Annotated in this window: 20 protein-coding genes and 1 riboswitch; of the genes, 15 read left to right on the top strand and 5 right to left on the bottom strand. The window is 65.4% G+C overall.

The features are described from left to right. Positions 1-29 precede the first annotated feature (29 nt). The 3 genes from TS85_RS15450 to TS85_RS15440 are packed head-to-tail and all read right to left on the bottom strand — an operon-like array spanning position 30 to position 2,607. Positions 30-809: an ABC transporter ATP-binding protein gene (locus tag TS85_RS15450; RefSeq protein ID WP_044333418.1), complete on the bottom strand. Its 780-nt coding sequence runs from the start codon at positions 807-809 to the stop codon at positions 30-32. Continuing rightward, positions 800-1,771, bottom strand: a complete 972-nt coding sequence (locus TS85_RS15445) for a FecCD family ABC transporter permease (RefSeq protein ID WP_044333416.1) — start codon at positions 1,769-1,771, stop codon at positions 800-802. Before TS85_RS15445 ends, TS85_RS15450 begins: the two co-directional genes overlap by 10 nt. Further along, positions 1,768-2,607: an ABC transporter substrate-binding protein gene (locus TS85_RS15440; protein WP_044333414.1), complete on the bottom strand. Its 840-nt coding sequence runs from the start codon at positions 2,605-2,607 to the stop codon at positions 1,768-1,770. The genes TS85_RS15445 and TS85_RS15440 overlap by 4 nt, the downstream gene beginning before the upstream one ends. A gap of 114 nt (positions 2,608-2,721) precedes the next feature. Next, positions 2,722-2,925, bottom strand: a riboswitch (cobalamin riboswitch). A gap of 294 nt (positions 2,926-3,219) precedes the next feature. On the opposite strand from TS85_RS15440, the gene TS85_RS15435 reads away from it, so the two are divergent. Next, positions 3,220-3,834 carry a DUF4142 domain-containing protein gene (locus TS85_RS15435; protein WP_044333411.1) on the top strand — a complete coding sequence of 205 codons (615 nt, stop codon included), beginning with the start codon at positions 3,220-3,222 and terminating at the stop codon, positions 3,832-3,834. A gap of 102 nt (positions 3,835-3,936) precedes the next feature. On the opposite strand, the gene TS85_RS15430 is transcribed toward TS85_RS15435, so the two are convergent. Both TS85_RS15430 and TS85_RS15425 read right to left on the bottom strand, forming a co-directional pair. Beyond that, positions 3,937-4,407 (bottom strand): bactofilin family protein, encoded by a 471-nt coding sequence (locus tag TS85_RS15430; protein ID WP_044333409.1) that lies wholly within the window; start codon positions 4,405-4,407, stop codon positions 3,937-3,939. A gap of 4 nt (positions 4,408-4,411) precedes the next feature. Further along, the gene (locus tag TS85_RS15425) at positions 4,412-5,047 is read right to left on the bottom strand and encodes a hypothetical protein (protein ID WP_044333407.1); all 636 of its coding nucleotides are present in this window, start codon (positions 5,045-5,047) and stop codon (positions 4,412-4,414) included. Positions 5,048-5,370: 323 nt separating this feature from the next. Between TS85_RS15425 and rpsL the strand changes: the two genes are divergently transcribed. The 14 genes from rpsL (at position 5,371) to rpsC (ending at position 15,635) form a co-directional block, all read left to right on the top strand. Next, entirely contained in the window at positions 5,371-5,742 is a 372-nt protein-coding gene (gene rpsL / locus TS85_RS15420) for a 30S ribosomal protein S12 (RefSeq protein WP_019831557.1), read from the top strand. A gap of 133 nt (positions 5,743-5,875) precedes the next feature. Beyond that, positions 5,876-6,346 (top strand): 30S ribosomal protein S7, encoded by a 471-nt coding sequence (gene rpsG, locus TS85_RS15415; protein ID WP_044333405.1) that lies wholly within the window; start codon positions 5,876-5,878, stop codon positions 6,344-6,346. Positions 6,347-6,375: 29 nt separating this feature from the next. Next, the gene (locus tag TS85_RS15410) at positions 6,376-6,591 is read left to right on the top strand and encodes a hypothetical protein (RefSeq protein ID WP_044333403.1); all 216 of its coding nucleotides are present in this window, start codon (positions 6,376-6,378) and stop codon (positions 6,589-6,591) included. A 47-nt stretch (positions 6,592-6,638) separates the two neighbouring features. Next, positions 6,639-8,735: an elongation factor G gene (gene fusA / locus TS85_RS15405; protein ID WP_044333401.1), complete on the top strand. Its 2,097-nt coding sequence runs from the start codon at positions 6,639-6,641 to the stop codon at positions 8,733-8,735. A gap of 90 nt (positions 8,736-8,825) precedes the next feature. Further along, positions 8,826-10,019, top strand: a complete 1,194-nt coding sequence (tuf, locus tag TS85_RS15400) for an elongation factor Tu (RefSeq protein ID WP_044333399.1) — start codon at positions 8,826-8,828, stop codon at positions 10,017-10,019. 158 nt (positions 10,020-10,177) lie between these two features. Next, a complete protein-coding gene (locus tag TS85_RS15395; RefSeq protein WP_044333398.1) occupies positions 10,178-10,522 on the top strand; it encodes an endonuclease domain-containing protein in 345 nt (114 codons plus the stop codon). 540 nt (positions 10,523-11,062) lie between these two features. Beyond that, positions 11,063-11,374, top strand: a complete 312-nt coding sequence (gene rpsJ / locus TS85_RS15390) for a 30S ribosomal protein S10 (protein WP_029936463.1) — start codon at positions 11,063-11,065, stop codon at positions 11,372-11,374. A 362-nt stretch (positions 11,375-11,736) separates the two neighbouring features. Next, complete coding sequence (gene rplC, locus TS85_RS15385; RefSeq protein WP_044333395.1) at positions 11,737-12,489, top strand: 50S ribosomal protein L3; 753 nt, start codon at positions 11,737-11,739, stop codon at positions 12,487-12,489. A gap of 2 nt (positions 12,490-12,491) precedes the next feature. Continuing rightward, positions 12,492-13,112 (top strand): 50S ribosomal protein L4, encoded by a 621-nt coding sequence (gene rplD / locus TS85_RS15380; RefSeq protein WP_044333393.1) that lies wholly within the window; start codon positions 12,492-12,494, stop codon positions 13,110-13,112. Further along, on the top strand, positions 13,105-13,416 hold the full coding sequence (locus TS85_RS15375; protein ID WP_044333390.1) for a 50S ribosomal protein L23: 312 nt from the start codon (positions 13,105-13,107) through the stop codon (positions 13,414-13,416). The genes rplD and TS85_RS15375 overlap by 8 nt, the downstream gene beginning before the upstream one ends. Positions 13,417-13,420: 4 nt before the next feature. Further along, on the top strand, positions 13,421-14,269 hold the full coding sequence (rplB, locus tag TS85_RS15370; RefSeq protein WP_044333388.1) for a 50S ribosomal protein L2: 849 nt from the start codon (positions 13,421-13,423) through the stop codon (positions 14,267-14,269). A 6-nt stretch (positions 14,270-14,275) separates the two neighbouring features. After that, the gene (gene rpsS / locus TS85_RS15365; protein WP_029936458.1) at positions 14,276-14,551 is read left to right on the top strand and encodes a 30S ribosomal protein S19; all 276 of its coding nucleotides are present in this window, start codon (positions 14,276-14,278) and stop codon (positions 14,549-14,551) included. Further along, positions 14,551-14,928 (top strand): 50S ribosomal protein L22, encoded by a 378-nt coding sequence (gene rplV / locus TS85_RS15360; RefSeq protein WP_044333384.1) that lies wholly within the window; start codon positions 14,551-14,553, stop codon positions 14,926-14,928. Before rpsS ends, rplV begins: the two co-directional genes overlap by 1 nt. Then, positions 14,928-15,635: a 30S ribosomal protein S3 gene (rpsC, locus tag TS85_RS15355; protein WP_044333382.1), complete on the top strand. Its 708-nt coding sequence runs from the start codon at positions 14,928-14,930 to the stop codon at positions 15,633-15,635. The genes rplV and rpsC overlap by 1 nt, the downstream gene beginning before the upstream one ends. Positions 15,636-15,647 lie beyond the last annotated feature (12 nt).

Genomic DNA, 15,647 nt, shown 5'->3' with positions numbered 1-15,647 from the left:
TTGCGCAATGCCACAGCGCGCTCCGGCTGTCAGCCCTTGGTGCGGCCAATCGGTACGGGGAGGAGGCGGCCCTGTTCGTCGGCGATCACCATCACCTCCACGCCGAACGCCTCGCGCAGCGGCTGGTGGCCCAGCGCCTCGGCGGCGGTGCCGAAGCGGACGACGCGGCCTTGATTGAGCAGCAGCACGTCGTCGGCGGCGCGCGCGGCCTGGATCAGGTCGTGGAGGACGATCACCACCCCGGTCCCCTGCGCCGCCAGCGTGCGGAGCTGCTCCAGCATGTCGAGCTGGTGGACGGGGTCGAGGCTGGCGAGCGGCTCGTCCGCGAGCAGCCAGCGCGGCGCCCCCGCGATCACCCGCGCCAGCAGCACCCGCGCGCGCTCGCCCCCCGACAGCGCATCGGCGCCGCGCTCCGCCAGATGCACGGTGCCCGTCGCCGCCAGCGCCGCCTCCACCGCCGCGCGATCATCGTCCGAAGCCCCCGCAAAGGGGCTGCGATGCGGCAGCCGCCCGAGTGCGACCAGATCGCGCACGGCCAGGTTCCAATGCACCACCGGGTCCTGCGGCAGATAGCCGATCGCCTGTGCCCGCTCGCGCGGCGGGATGCGCCCGATCTGGCGGTTGCCCAGCCGGACATGCCCGGTATCGGCATCGATCAGCCCCGCCAGCGCCTTGACCAGCGTACTCTTGCCCGATCCGTTCGGCCCCAGGATCGCGGTGACGCGCCCCGGGCGGAACACCGCGCCGACGCCGTGCAGCACGGTGCGCTCGCCCAGGCTGACCGAGAGGTTCTCGAAGCTCAGTTCCATGCCCGCCCCCGCAGCTTGAGGAGAAGGAGCAGGAAGAAGGGCGTGCCGAGCAGCGCCATCGCCACCCCCAGCCGGATCTCGGCGGCGCCCGGCGCAAGCCGCACCAGGCTGTCCGCCGCCAGCACCAACGCCGCGCCGCCCAGCGCACTCGGCAGCAGCAGCGCGGAGGGGCGCGCGCCGACCAGCGGGCGCAGCAGATGCGGCACGATCAGCCCGACGAACCCGACCACCCCCGTCGCCGCGACGCTGGCGCCGACGCCGAGCCCGGTGCCGAGCACCACCAGCAACTGCACTCGCGCCAGCCGCACCCCCAGCGACCGTGCCGCGCTCTCGCCCAGCGTCAGCGCATCGAGCGCGCGCCCGGTGAACAACAACACCGCGCACCCCGCGGCCATGAAGGGCAGGGCAAGCTGCACCTCGGCAAAGCTGCGATCGGTGAGCGACCCCATGATCCAGTCGATGATCTCCGCCGTCGCATAGGGATTGGGCGCGATCGAGATCAGGAACGCCATCAGCGCGCCGCCCAGGCTCGCGAGCACCGTCCCCGCCAGGATGAACGCCACTGCGCTGTCCGCGCGCCACGCCAGCCCGGCGAGCAGCAGCATCGATCCGCACGCCGCCGCCATCGCGCAGCCGAACAGCATCAAGGGCGCGCTCGCCCCCAGCAGCACGATCGCCGCGACCGCGCCCAACGCCGCGCTCGACGAAACCCCGACCACTGCTGGGTCGGCGAGCGGATTGCGCAGATAGCCCTGGAGCACTGCCCCGGTCAGCCCCAGCGTCGCGCCGACCCCCAGCCCCAGTATCGCGCGCGGCAGCCGCAGCCCGATAACGATCCACCAGCGCGGATCGCCCGAGAACCAGGCGCCCGGCGGCACCCACACTTTGCCCGCGATCAGCGATCCCGCGAACAGGAGCGCGACGAGCAATGCGAGGCCGGTCAGGAGCAGCGGGCGGTTCATCGCGCGATCGCCTGCCGCACTTCGGCCAGCCGGTCCATCGCCTTCGCAATCACCGGGCCGCCGCAATTCATCAGGTTGCGCGGGAACCGCGCCTGCCGCACGCCGCTGTGCGCCAGTGCCCAGCGCCGGGTCTGCGCCGCGCGCGATGCCGAATCGCGCCCGGCCTCATCCGGGACCAGCATCAGCCGGGGCGGATCGGCGACGACATGCTCGGCGGGCAGCGTGCCGGTATGCTGGAGCCCGTAATGCGCCGCCTGGTCGACGAACCCGGCACGCACCATCATTTCATCGAGCAACGTCCCACCCCCGGAAACCAGATTGCCGCCGATCCACAGCAAAGCGGGGACCGGAGCATCGCGGCGTGACGCGCGCATGACGGCGGCGTCGATCCGCGCGATCATCTTCGCGCCCTCGGCCTGTGCGCCCACGGCCTCGGCCAGCGCACGCACCTGGTCCTTGCTCGCCTCGATCGTGGTCGGCGAATCGAGATACAGCGTGCGCAGCCCGGCGCGGGCATAGGCTTCGCGCGTCGCGGGGGGCGTGAAGCTGCTCGCGATCACCAGCGCGGGGCGCAGCGCGATCATCTCCTCGGCGGTGCCGCGAGTCGCGCGAAATTGGCGCGCCTGTTCCAGCGGGATCGAAGTCGCCATCGGGTCGTGCGAATAATGGCTGATCGCCGTGATCCGCCCGGCCGGCACCAGCTCGACCAGCATCGCGTCGGCACAGGGGTTGGTCGACACGATGCCGTTCGGCACGGGCGGCTCAGGCGCGGACGCCGCCGCGCACCCCGCCAGCGCGGGGAGGGCGAAGAGCAGGAACAGCCACGCAAATTTCATCGGACACGACACCCATGGCCGGATCGCCGTCCCGAAACCGGGCGCGACGACGCAGCAACCTGTCGCTCGCGCAGGGGAGTCCCCCCGTCCGCCCGGTGCATCCCGCCCGCGCGAAGGAATCGACTGTGGCGGGCAGGTCTCCTGGCTCCCGGGTCGCTGCCTTGGCGCCGCCTTCCCGGGTGTTCCCAGTGGCAGTGTGGCGCCTTGGCTCGCCGGTTACAGTTGCGGGAGCAGCCTCGGGTTCAAACCGAGTTCCCTTTTCATCCCCCTTGACCGGCTGGATTGGCGCATATGGACGCCAGCGCTAAATTTTGCGTCGTCATGCTGAACTTGTTTCAGCATCCACGGTGCCACAAGCACTGCATTCGCCTGTGGCGCGTTGGACCCTGAAACGAGTTCAGGGTGACGGCACGTAAAAGCGCAAGTCCTTCCATATGCGATGGCCCTGCCGTGCGGGGGACACCCGTCACCCGACAGGCTTTAGGCACTGCCGCCGCGCGCCGCAACTGGCACGGTAATACAGGGCAAGCCTGTGTAATTACGGCATAATTGCGGCGAACGGTGGAACGCCACCGTCCAGAGGGCGTTGGGGGCGGCAGAGGAGATGCCAATATGACGAAGAAGTTTCTGATCCTGGGCCTGGCCCCCATGCTCGCGCTCGGCGCCTGTGGCGGGACCGCCGACACCGGAGTCGACAATGGCGTGATGGCGACCAACGACACGATGACCGATGGCAGCATGATGGGCGGCGCGATGGCCGACAACGCCATGATGGGCGACAATGCGATGATGGCCGACGCCAACGCGTCGCCGGACCAGCGCTTCGTCAACACCGTGGGCGCGAGCGATTATTACGAAGTCGAGGCGGGCAAGCTCGCCCAGTCCAAGGCGACCTCGCAGGGGCTGAAGGATTTCGGCGCGATGATGGTCGAGCAACACACCGCGTCGACCGAGAAGCTGAAGGCCGCCGCCGCAACCGCTACTCCGGCGATCGTCCCCAATCCGGAGCTGAACGCCGAGCAGGAGGCCAATCTCGAGGCGCTGCGCAATGCCGAGGGTGTGGCGTTCGACACGCTGTACAAGACTCAGCAGGTCGCCGCGCACGAAAAGGCGCTTGCGACGCTGAAGGATTATGCCGCGAACGGCGATGTCCGCCCGCTGACGGCGTTCGCGACTCAGACCGAGTCGGTGGTCCAGACGCATCTGGATCGCATCTCGAAGATGTGATCCGCACGGGCGGCGCCGCGCCGCCCGTTCCCTTTCCCGGTTTCAAAAAGAGGCGCGCCCCCCCCCAGGTCGCGCCTCTTTCCGGTGCCTGCCGAGCCTGGCTCAGGCGGCTTCCTCGTTCGCCACGGCGAAGGGCGAGGACACGATTCGCGGCGCGGGGATCGCGCTCGTGTCGATGCTGCTCATATGCTTCAGGCGGCCGTCGATATGGCCGCCATTCTCGATCGTGATCGTCTCATATTCGACGTCGCCGGTGATCTTCGCCGAGCGTTCGACGGTGAGCGTCTTGACGCGGACGCTGCCCTCGACCGATCCGGCGAGCCGTGCGACTTCGGCGGAGACGCTCCCGAAGATCTGGCTTTCGGCGCCCTGCGCCAGCGTGCCGCAATGGACGTCGCCCTCGACTCGGCCATCGATGTGCAGGTCGGCGGTGGCGGTCAGGTTGCCGGTGACGATGATGTCCGGCCCGATCACGGAGAACATTCCGCGCCCGCGGCCCCCGCTCTGCGCCGGCGGTGCGGGCGGAATCGACTGCCGCTCGTCGCGATTGTTGCGATTGTTGCTGTTGAACATAGGCTTATTCCCCATTCCCGGTATCGCGAGTCCCGGCGCGCTGCCTAGCATAAGCGCGCGGGTCGGGCAGCATCCAATCGTAACGCATGCGTTCCAACGAGGGATTGTCGTTCGCCGCCTGAATCGCCGGGCGCGTGCTGAGGAACCAGGCGGCGGCGAGCATCGTGAGCGACGCGAGGCACCCAGTCTCCGGGCTGGAGAGATTGGCGGCGACGAACGCTGCGGCGCAGGCCAGCACTGCGGCGATCGCGGCGGTGCGCTCGCCGCGCGTCTCGGGGCGCAGCCCGATCGCGGCGACCAGCGGCACGACCAGCGCGGCGACTCCGATCGCGGGGATCGTCGCAACCGGCACCAGCGCCGCCACCAGCGGCGCGCGCCATCCGCGTGCGGTCGCGCGGCTGCTATTGCCCGCGACTCCGGCAAGGTGGAAGGCGAGCAGCCCCGCGCCCCCCGCCAGCACCAGCCCGACCAGCCCCACCGCCGAACCCGGCGACAGCATTTCCCACCACCCTGGAAACGACGCCCCGAATCCTCCCGCGGCGAGCACGGCGGCGACCGCGGCGCAGCTTGCGGGGAGCGCGGGCCAGCGCCGGGCTGCGAGAATCAGCGTGATCGATCCGTATTTCAGGTGTAGCAACATCGGTATGGGTGTAGCGCGCAGGCGTTAGCACGCGGTTACGTCGCCCGCCCCTGGCCCGCCCCCGGATCGCCCCGCCGCGCGGCGGCGTGGCGCCCATTGACCGCCATGGTCGCCGACGCTATAGGCGCCTCCGTTCCACAAGGGGGTCGTATGACCGTTTGCCCTCGCGGAACAAAGAGCTGAACGTTGCTGGAGACGCAATGGCCCGGGGGGTCAAGGACACCCGGGGCCTTTTCGTATTCTGTAGAGATTGGATTTCAAAGAGTCTGGGCTCCAGCAAAGTAACCGCCGGATCGTTCCGGTAACATAAGGTGAAGGGCTTCATGCCAACGATTAACCAGCTGGTCCGCAAGGGCCGCGAACCGCAGAAGGCCAAGTCGAAGGTCCCTGCGATGGAACAGAACCCGCAGAAGCGCGGCGTTTGCACGCGCGTCTACACGACGACCCCGAAGAAGCCGAACTCGGCGCTGCGCAAGGTGGCCAAGGTCCGCCTGACCAACCAGCGCGAAGTCATCAGCTACATTCCGGGCGAAGGCCACAACCTCCAGGAGCACTCGGTGGTCCTGATCCGCGGTGGCCGTGTGCGCGATCTTCCCGGCGTTCGCTACCACGTCCTGCGCGGCGTGCTCGATACGCAGGGCGTCAAGGATCGCAAGCAGTCGCGTTCGAAGTACGGCGCCAAGCGTCCGAAGTGATCATGCCGGGGGCATGATCATCCTCGAAAGATCGCTTCAGGCGATCTTATCGGGGATCCAGGTCCCCGACTAAGCAAGGCACAGTAAGCCCCGGACAGGTTCCGGATAAGCTGAAGTACCAAAGGAATTTGAAATGGCTCGTCGTCGTCGCCCCGAAAAGCGGGAAATCCTGCCTGATCCCGTTTATGGGGATGAGGTTCTCACCAAGTTCATGAATTCGGTCATGCTGGACGGCAAGAAGTCCGTGGCCGAGGGCATCGTGTACACGGCACTCGAAACCGTCGAGCAGCGCGCCAAGCGCGAGCCGATCGGCGTGTTCCACGATGCGCTGAACAACATCAAGCCGGGCATCGAAGTCCGCAGCCGCCGCGTTGGTGGTGCCACGTACCAGGTCCCGGTCGAAGTCCGCCCGGAACGTGCACAGGCACTCGCGATCCGCTGGCTGATCACCTCGGCGCGCAACCGCAGCGAGCACACTATGTCGGCGCGCCTCTCGGGCGAGCTGATGGATGCCGCCAACAACCGCGGCAACGCGGTCAAGAAGCGTGAAGACACGCACCGGATGGCGGAAGCCAACCGCGCCTTCTCGCATTATCGCTGGTAAGGCATTATATAGGCAGCGGAGGCACGGCGATGGCGACGCAGATGGATCGAAACGAGCTGGACCTACAGGAGCAGCTTGCGCGGATTCGTCAGATGGGCGTCAACACCGACAAGGCCATCGCCGAGATGCAGAAGACGCGGATCGATACCAAGATCGTATCGTTCGCAACCGTCTTCCAAGGGTTTATCGCCGTCGCTGCGCTGTTGGGCGCGGGGGCGGCGATCGCCAAACTGTTCTTTCCCTGAGCGTTTCGGCGTTCAGTCACACTTCTAAACCGTAAGGACTTACGATCATGGCCCGCAGCCATCCGCTCGAACGTTATCGCAATATCGGCATCATGGCGCATATCGACGCCGGCAAGACGACGACGACCGAGCGCATCCTCTATTACACCGGCAAGTCCTACAAGATCGGCGAAGTGCATGAAGGCACCGCGACGATGGACTGGATGGAGCAGGAGCAGGAGCGCGGGATCACGATCACGTCCGCTGCGACGACGTGCAAGTGGCGCGCCGCCGAGGGCAAGGGCGAAGAGCATCTGATCAACATCATCGATACGCCCGGCCACGTCGACTTCACGATCGAAGTCGAGCGTTCGCTGCGCGTGCTCGACGGCGCGGTCGCGTGCTTCGACGGCGTTGCCGGTGTCGAGCCGCAGTCCGAAACCGTGTGGCGCCAGGCCGACAAGTACGGCGTGCCGCGCATGTGCTTCATCAACAAGCTCGACCGCACCGGCGCCGATTTCTATTTCTGCGTCAATTCGATCATTGATCGCCTTGGCGCGCGTCCGGCGGTGCTGTATCTCCCGATCGGCATCGAAGGCGGCTTCAAGGGCCTGGTCGACCTGGTCGAGAACCGCGCGATCATCTGGCTCGAGGAGAGCCTGGGCGCGAAGTTCGAATATGCCGAAATTCCCGACGATCTGGTCGAGAAGGCCGCGAAGTATCGCAGCGAGCTGATCGAAATGGCCGTCGAACTCGACGATGCGCTGATGGAAGCGTATCTCGAGGGCAACGAGCCGAGCACCGCCGACCTCAAGAAGCTGATCCGCAAGGGCACGCTGAGCATGGCGTTCGTCCCCGTGGTGTGCGGCTCGGCGTTCAAGAACAAGGGCGTGCAGCCCCTGCTCGACGCCGTGGTCGACTATCTGCCGTCGCCGCTCGACGTCCCCGCCATCCAGGGCCTCAAGCTCGACGGCGTGACCCCGGACGAGCGTCCTTCGTCGGACGAAGCGCCCTTCTCGGCGCTGGCGTTCAAGATCATGAACGATCCGTTCGTCGGCACGCTGACCTTCGCCCGCATCTATTCGGGCAAGCTCGAAGCGGCCTCGGTCGTGATCAACTCGGTCAAGGACAAGAAGGAAAAGGTTGGCCGCATGCTGCTGATGCATGCCAACAGCCGCGAGGACATCCAGGAAGCGTTCGCAGGCGACATCGTCGCGCTGGCGGGGCTGAAGGACACGACGACCGGTGACACGCTCTGCGCGCAGAACGCCCCGATCATCCTCGAGCGGATGGAATTCCCCGAGCCCGTGATCGAGCTGTCGGTCGAGCCCAAGACCAAGGCCGACCAGGAAAAGATGGGCGTCGCGCTCAATCGCCTGGCGCGCGAAGATCCGTCGTTCCGCGTCTCGTCGGACCCCGAGTCGGGCCAGACCATCATCAAGGGCATGGGCGAGCTCCATCTCGAGATCCTGGTCGATCGCATGAAGCGCGAGTTCAAGGTCGAGGCCAATGTCGGCGCGCCGCAGGTTGCGTATCGCGAATATCTCGGCAAGCCGGTCGACATCGACTACACGCACAAGAAGCAGTCGGGCGGTACCGGCCAGTTCGGTCGCGTGAAGGTGAAGCTGACGCCGGGCGAGCGCGGGTCGGGCATCATCTTCAAGGATGAGATCAAGGGCGGTAATATTCCCAAGGAATATATCCCCGCGATCGAGAAGGGCTTCCGCGAAACGGCTGCCACGGGCTCGCTGGTCGGCTTCCCGATCATCGATTTCGAGATCCTGCTGTATGACGGTGCGTACCATGACGTCGACTCGTCGGCGCTGGCGTTCGAAATCTGCGCGCGCGGTGCAATGCGCGAAGCCGCGCAGAAGTCGGGCATCAAGCTGCTCGAGCCGATCATGAAGGTCGAAGTCGTGACCCCGGAGGATTATCTGGGCGACGTCATCGGCGACATGAACAGCCGTCGTGGCCAGATCCAGGGTACCGATACGCGCGGCAACGCGCAGACGGTCGATGCGATGGTGCCGCTGGCCAACATGTTTGGCTATGTGAACGCACTCCGTTCGTTCACCCAGGGTCGCGCGCAGTACAGCATGCAGTTCTCGCATTACGACGAAGTGCCTGCAAACGTGGCTGACGAAGTGAAGGCGAAGCTGGCGTAACGCTGGCGCAAACGAAAATCAGCCGCTATGGGGCCGCGTCCGGCGATTCCCATAGCGGCGCGGAATTGAGAATCAGAAGGTAGGAAAACAATGGCGAAGGCAAAGTTTGAGCGGAACAAGCCGCATCTCAACATCGGCACCATCGGCCACGTCGACCATGGCAAGACGTCGCTGACGGCAGCCATCACGAAGGTTCTGGCCGAGACGACCGGCGGCACCGCCGTCGACTTCGCCAACATCGACAAGGCGCCGGAAGAGCGCGAGCGCGGCATCACCATCTCGACTGCGCACGTCGAGTATGAGACCGAAGCGCGCCACTATGCGCACGTCGATTGCCCGGGCCACGCCGACTATGTGAAGAACATGATCACCGGCGCGGCGCAGATGGACGGCGCGATCCTGGTCGTGGCGGCCACCGACGGCCCGATGCCGCAGACCAAGGAGCACATCCTGCTCGCACGTCAGGTCGGCGTTCCCACCATGGTCGTCTTCCTGAACAAGGTCGATCTGGTCGACGACGAGGAAATCCTCGAGCTCGTCGAAATGGAAATCCGCGAAGAGCTGAGCAAGCGCGAATTCGACGGCGACAACATTCCGATCATCCGTGGTTCGGCAACGTGCGCGCTCTCGGGTTCGGACGAAAAGCTCGGCAAGCAGGCGATTCTCGACCTGATGAAGGCGGTCGACGAGTCGATCCCGCAGCCGGAGCGTCCGCTCGACAAGCCGTTCATGATGCCGATCGAAGACGTGTTCTCGATCTCGGGTCGCGGTACGGTCGTCACGGGCCGCGTCGAGACCGGCATCATCAAGGTTGGTGAAGAAGTCGAAATCGTCGGCATCCACGAGTCGGTCCGCAAGACCGTCGTGACCGGCGTCGAAATGTTCCGCAAGCTGCTCGACCAGGGCCAGGCCGGCGACAACATCGGCGCGCTGATCCGCGGCGTGGGCCGTGAGGAAGTCGAGCGCGGCCAGGTTCTGGCCAAGCCCGGCTCGATCAAGCCGCACACCGACTTCCAGTCGAGCGTGTACGTGCTGTCGAAGGACGAAGGCGGTCGTCACACGCCGTTCTTCGGCAACTATCGCCCGCAGTTCTACTTCCGCACCACCGACGTCACCGGCACGATCGACCTGCCCGAGGGCACCGAAATGGTGATGCCGGGCGACGAAGTTGCCCTCGGCATCAAGCTGATCGCACCGATCGCCATGGACGTGGGCCAGCGCTTCACGATCCGTGAAGGCGGCCGCACCGTCGGTGCAGGCGTCGTCAGCGCGATCGACAAGTAAGCTTTTCCCGCAAGGGCTGAGTGATAGAAGGCCCGGTTCCCGCGAGGGAGCCGGGCTTTTTCGTTGTGGGATGGGGCGGCTCTGATTTTCTTCTAGCCCTCTCCCGCCTTCGCGGGAGAGGGTTGGGTGAGGGTCTTCTTTCTTATAGTCTCACCGCGATGCACCCTGTCCGCCGCCAGATCAGCCCGCACGCCGCAAGGCTTCGCCGCGAGCGGACAGAGGCTGAGGATCGCTTCTGGCAGGCGGCGCGCAACCGTCAGATCGATGGCTTCAAGTTTCGCTTCCAGCATTCGCTGGGACCATATGTTGCGGATTTTGCCTGCCTGGAGGCGATGCTGATCGTCGAGATTGACGGCGGTCAGCACACAGAGACTGGCGACGCGCGGCGGACGGCGTTCTTGGAAGGGCGCGGCTTCTGTGTTTTGCGCTTCTGGAACAATGATGTCCTGAGCAATCTGGATGGGGTAGTTGCGGTCGTGCGCGGGGCGCTGAGAGACGGGTAGAAGAAGAAGACCCTCCCCAACCCCTCCCGCGAAGGCGGGAGGGGCTAGAAGAGTGGCGGGGTCTGTCCGATACGCTGGTCTGAAGGACGCGAGAAGCGGGACCCCGGGTCAAGCCCGGGCTGACGAGAGTGTCGGGTTGTCCGCTAAATGCCCGAGTCGCTGCCGACCGCTTTCATGCTATTCGTAAATTGATGCCCAAGCGCGATCCTTACGACGAAGTACGCGGAATGCTGAGGACGGGATCGTCCCGGCACGCCGCGGAACTTGTTCGTCTCGGCTGGACGTTTCTAAGCCAGTATCCTGAAGAGGAGCCCGCAGAAATTCGGTTGCGGTGGGAAGGAGAAGGCGACGCTCCACGCCCTGACTCAGATCCGCAGAGATGGACAACGCCACCGGGTGATTACGATCTTCGCAAAGGGACTCCTCCACACCCCCTTGACCCGCACCCCCTCCGCCGGTAATGGCCCGCCTCCAGTTTGAGTTTGAACCAGCAAGAACCCCGGTTACGGGGTCCGCTCTTTCGCATCGGTAGGAATGACCATGGAAACGCAGAATATCCGCATTCGCCTGAAGGCGTTCGATCACCGCGTGCTCGATCAGGCGACCGGCGACATCGCCGACACCGCCCGACGCACCGGCGCTCTCATCCGTGGCCCGATCCCCCTTCCGACCAAGATCGAGAAGTTCACGGTCAACCGTGGTCCCCATATCGACAAGAAGTCGCGCGAGCAGTTCGAAGTCCGCACCTACAAGCGTATGCTGGACATCGTGCAGCCGACTCCGCAGACCGTCGATGCGCTGATGAAGCTGGACCTGGCTGCCGGCGTCGACGTCGAGATCAAGCTGGCGTAACGCCCGCGGGTCCATTCGCCCCATCCGTCGCAAGCCGGGTGGGGAGGGGTGGACAAGGAAGCGGTGCTGACGTAAAGGCCCGCCTTCAAGAGATTCGCGACCCTCGATTGAGAGTCGCAGGTTCCTCGACCGGATCGTTCCCCGATCCAACGCAAGGACCAAGAGGGCGCCCATCGCGCACTCGGAAACCATATAGGGATACCGCCGGTGCCGGCCTTTGGGTTGGCATCGGGTCTGCGTCCCCCGTCGTCTCCGCCTTCGGGCGGGGTTCAGCCCGGACGGGGGCTCGCATAAATTTTTGGGCTGAGGCACGCACCCGAGGGAATGGTCCTGAGGGTGCCTCTGTATAGGAGCATTGGATCATGCGCACTGGCGTGATCGCGAAGAAACTGGGGATGACCCGCCTTTTCCAGGACGACGGCCGCCACGTGCCGGTCACCGTTCTGGCCCTCGAAGGTGTTCAGGTCGTCTCGGTTCGCGAAGAAGGTCGTGACGGCTACACCGCCGTCCAGCTCGGCGCCGGCACGGCGAAGAGCAAGAATGTCGCCAAGCCGCAGCGTGGCCATTTCGGCAAGGCCGAAGTCGAGCCCAAGGCGGTTCTCGCCGAATTCCGCGTCGATGCGGACGGCCTCCTCGACGTGGGCGCCGAAATCTCGGCCGACCATTATGTCGCGGGCCAGTTCGTCGACATCCAGGGCAAGACCCAGGGCAAGGGCTTCCAGGGCGGCATGAAGCGCTGGGGCTTCGGCGGTCTGCGCGCCACCCACGGCGTCTCGGTCTCGCACCGTTCGCTCGGTTCGACCGGTCAGCGCCAGGATCCGGGCAAGGTCTTCAAGAACAAGAAGATGGCCGGGCACATGGGCGACAAGAACCGCACCCAGCAGAATCTGGAAATCGTCGGTACCGATGTCGAGCGCGGCCTGATCTTCGTGAAGGGCTCCGTGCCCGGCTCGAAGGGTGGCTGGCTGCTCGTCAAGGACTCGGTCAAGGTTGCACGCCATGCCGACGCTCCGTTCCCCGCAGGCCTGAAGCAGGTCGCGAACAACAACGACGCCCCCGCGGAAACCCCGGCTGTGACCGAGGCTCCCGAGGCGACCGAAGGCCAGGAGGGCTGAGCGTGAAGATCAAGGTTCAAACCCTCGACGCGACCGGCAACGGCGACATCGAGCTCAACGACGCGGTCTTCGCGGTTGAGCCGCGCGCCGACGTGCTGCATCGCGTCGTCACCTGGCAGCTCGAAAAGCGCCGCGCGACTGCGCGTGGCACCCGCGAGCGTTCCGACGTCGCCCGCACCGGCAAGAAGTTCGGTCGCCAGAAGGGCGGCGGTACCGCCCGTCACGGCGATCGCCGCGCTCCGGTGTTCATCGGCGGCGGTAAGGCACACGGCGCCCGCGTCCGCGACTTCAATCCGTCGCTGAACAAGAAGATCCGCGCACTGGGCCTGAAGATGGCGCTCAGCACGCACGCCAAGGCGGGTTCGCTGGTTGTCATGGACAATCTGACGATCGACGCCAAGACGAGCGCGCTCAAGGGCAGCTTCGAGAAGCTGGGCTTTGGCCGCACGCTGGTGATCGACGGCGACACCGTCGAGACGAGCTTCGCGCTGGCGGCAGGCAATCTGCACCAGATCAACGTGCTCCCCGCGATCGGCGCCAACGTCTATGACATCCTGAAGAGCGACACGCTGGTCCTGACCCGCGCTGCCGTCGAAAAGCTGGAGGCGCGCTTCAATGGCTAAGAAGCAGAACGTGGTCGACAACCGTCATTATGACGTGATCGTCGCGCCGCACATCACCGAAAAGTCGACGCTCGTCTCCGAGCACAACGCGGTTGTGTTCAAGGTGGCCGGCGATGCGACCAAGCCCGAGATCAAGGCCGCCGTCGAGGCGCTGTTCAACGTCAAGGTGACCGGCGTGAACACGATCGTCCAGAAGGGCAAGACCAAGAAGTGGAAGGGCGCCCCCTACAAGCGCTCCGACATGAAGAAAGCGATCGTGACGCTCGCCGACGGCGACCAGATCGACGTGACGACGGGGATCTGAGGCGATGGCACTCAAGAATTATAATCCGACGACGCCGTCGCAGCGCGGGCTGGTCCTTATCGACCGCTCGGGGCTGTACAAGGGGCGTCCGGTCAAGTCTCTCACCGAGGGCAAGACCAAGACGGGTGGCCGCAACAACAAGGGTCACGTCACGTCGCGCGGCATCGCCGGCGGCCACAAGCAGCGCTATCGCATCGTCGATTTCAAGCGCCGCCTGTGGGACGTCGAGGGCACGGTCGAGCGGATCGAATATGATCCCAATCGCACTGCGTTCATCGCGCTGGTCAACTATGGCGAGATCGAGGGCAAGGCGCACGTCGCCTATATCATCGCGCCGCAGCGTCTGGCCGTTGGCGACAAGGTGATCGCGGGCAAGAAGACCGACGTGAAGCCGGGCAATGCCATGGAACTGGGTTCGGTCCCGGTCGGCACGATCGTCCACAATGTCGAGATGAAGCCCGGCAAGGGCGGCCAGATCTCGCGTTCGGCCGGCACCTATGTGCAGGTCGTGGGTCGTGACAAGGGCATGGTCATCGTCCGCCTCAATTCGGGCGAGCAGCGCTACATCCATGCGAACTGCATGGCGACGGTCGGTGCGGTGTCCAACCCGGACAACCAGAACACCAACCTGGGCAAGGCCGGTCGCAACCGTTGGCTGGGCATCCGCCCGCTGACCCGCGGCGTCGCCAAGAACCCGGTCGACCATCCGCACGGCGGCGGCGAAGGCCGTACCTCGGGCGGCCGCCATCCGGTCACCCCCTGGGGCAAGCCGACCAAGGGTGCGCGCACCCGCCACAACAAGGCGACGGACAAGATGATCATCCGTTCGCGTCACGCCAAGAAGAAGGGCTAACCGCTCATGGCTCGTTCCGTCTGGAAGGGTCCGTTCGTGGACCTCCATTTGCTGAAGAAGGCGCAGACCGCGCAGGAAACCAACGCGCGCGCGCCGATCAAGACCTGGTCGCGCCGCTCGACGATCCTGCCCGATTTCGTGGGCCTGACCTTCAGCGTCTACAACGGCCGCAAGTTCGTGCCGGTGTCGGTCAACGAAGACATGGTCGGCATGAAGCTCGGCGAGTTCGCGCCGACGCGCTTCTTCCCCGGCCACGCAGCCGACAAGAAGGGTAAGCGCTGATGTCGAAGCCCAAGGCACCCCGTCGCGTCGCCGATAACGAGGCTCTCTCGGTCGGCACGCAGATTCGCGGTTCGGCGCAGAAGCTCAATCTGGTTGCGGGCCTGATCCGCGGCAAGAAGGCCGGCGACGCGCTCAACATCCTCGCCTTCTCGAAGAAGGGCATGGCGGAGGAAGCACGCAAGGTCCTGGCCTCTGCGATTGCGAACGCCGAGAACAACCATAACCTCGACGTCGACGCACTCGTCGTCGCCGAGGCGTCGGTCGGCAAGTCGATCACGATGAAGCGTTTCGCGACTCGCGGCCGTGGCAAGTCCACCCGCATCCTGAAGCCGTTCAGCCGTCTTCGCATCGTCGTCCGCGAGCAGGAAGAAGCATAATGGGTCACAAGAGCAACGCGATCGGGCTTCGGCTGCAGATCAACCGCACCTGGGACAGCCGCTGGTTCGCCGAAGGCGCCGACTATGGCCGGCTCCTGCTGGAAGACCTCAAGATCCGCCAGTTCATCATCAAGACGCTGCCCCAGGCCGCGATCTCGAAGGTGGTGATCGAGCGTCCGGCCAAGCTGTGCCGCATCTCGATCTACGCTGCCCGCCCCGGTGTCATCATCGGCAAGAAGGGCACGGACATCGAGAAGCTGCGCAAGACGCTCGGCGCGATGACCTCGTCGGACGTGAGCCTGAACATCGTCGAAATCCGCAAGCCGGAAGTCGATGCCAAGCTCGTCGCCCAGGGCATTGCCGACCAGCTCGAGCGCCGCATCGCGTTCCGCCGCGCCATGAAGCGCGCGGTGCAGTCGGCGATGCGCCTTGGCGCAGAGGGTATCCGGATCAACTGCGGTGGCCGTCTTGGCGGCGCCGAGATCGCCCGGTCCGAATGGTATCGCGAAGGTCGCGTTCCGCTGCACACGCTGCGCGCGAACATCGATCATGCGACGGCTGAAGCGCACACCGCCTATGGCGTTTGCGGCGTGAAGGTCTGGATCTTCAAGGGCGAGATTCTCGGCCATGATCCGATGTCGCAGGACCGTCTCAACATGGAGGCTCAGACCTCCGGCGTGCGCCCGTCGCGCGACGACCGCCGCTAAGGACCAGACACC

The sequence above is a fragment of the Sphingomonas hengshuiensis genome (assembly GCF_000935025.1).
In the GTDB taxonomy this organism is placed as follows: domain Bacteria; phylum Pseudomonadota; class Alphaproteobacteria; order Sphingomonadales; family Sphingomonadaceae; genus Sphingomonas; species Sphingomonas hengshuiensis.
Note: the sequence above shows the minus strand (reverse complement) of the source record. Positions and strands in the feature narration are given on the sequence as shown.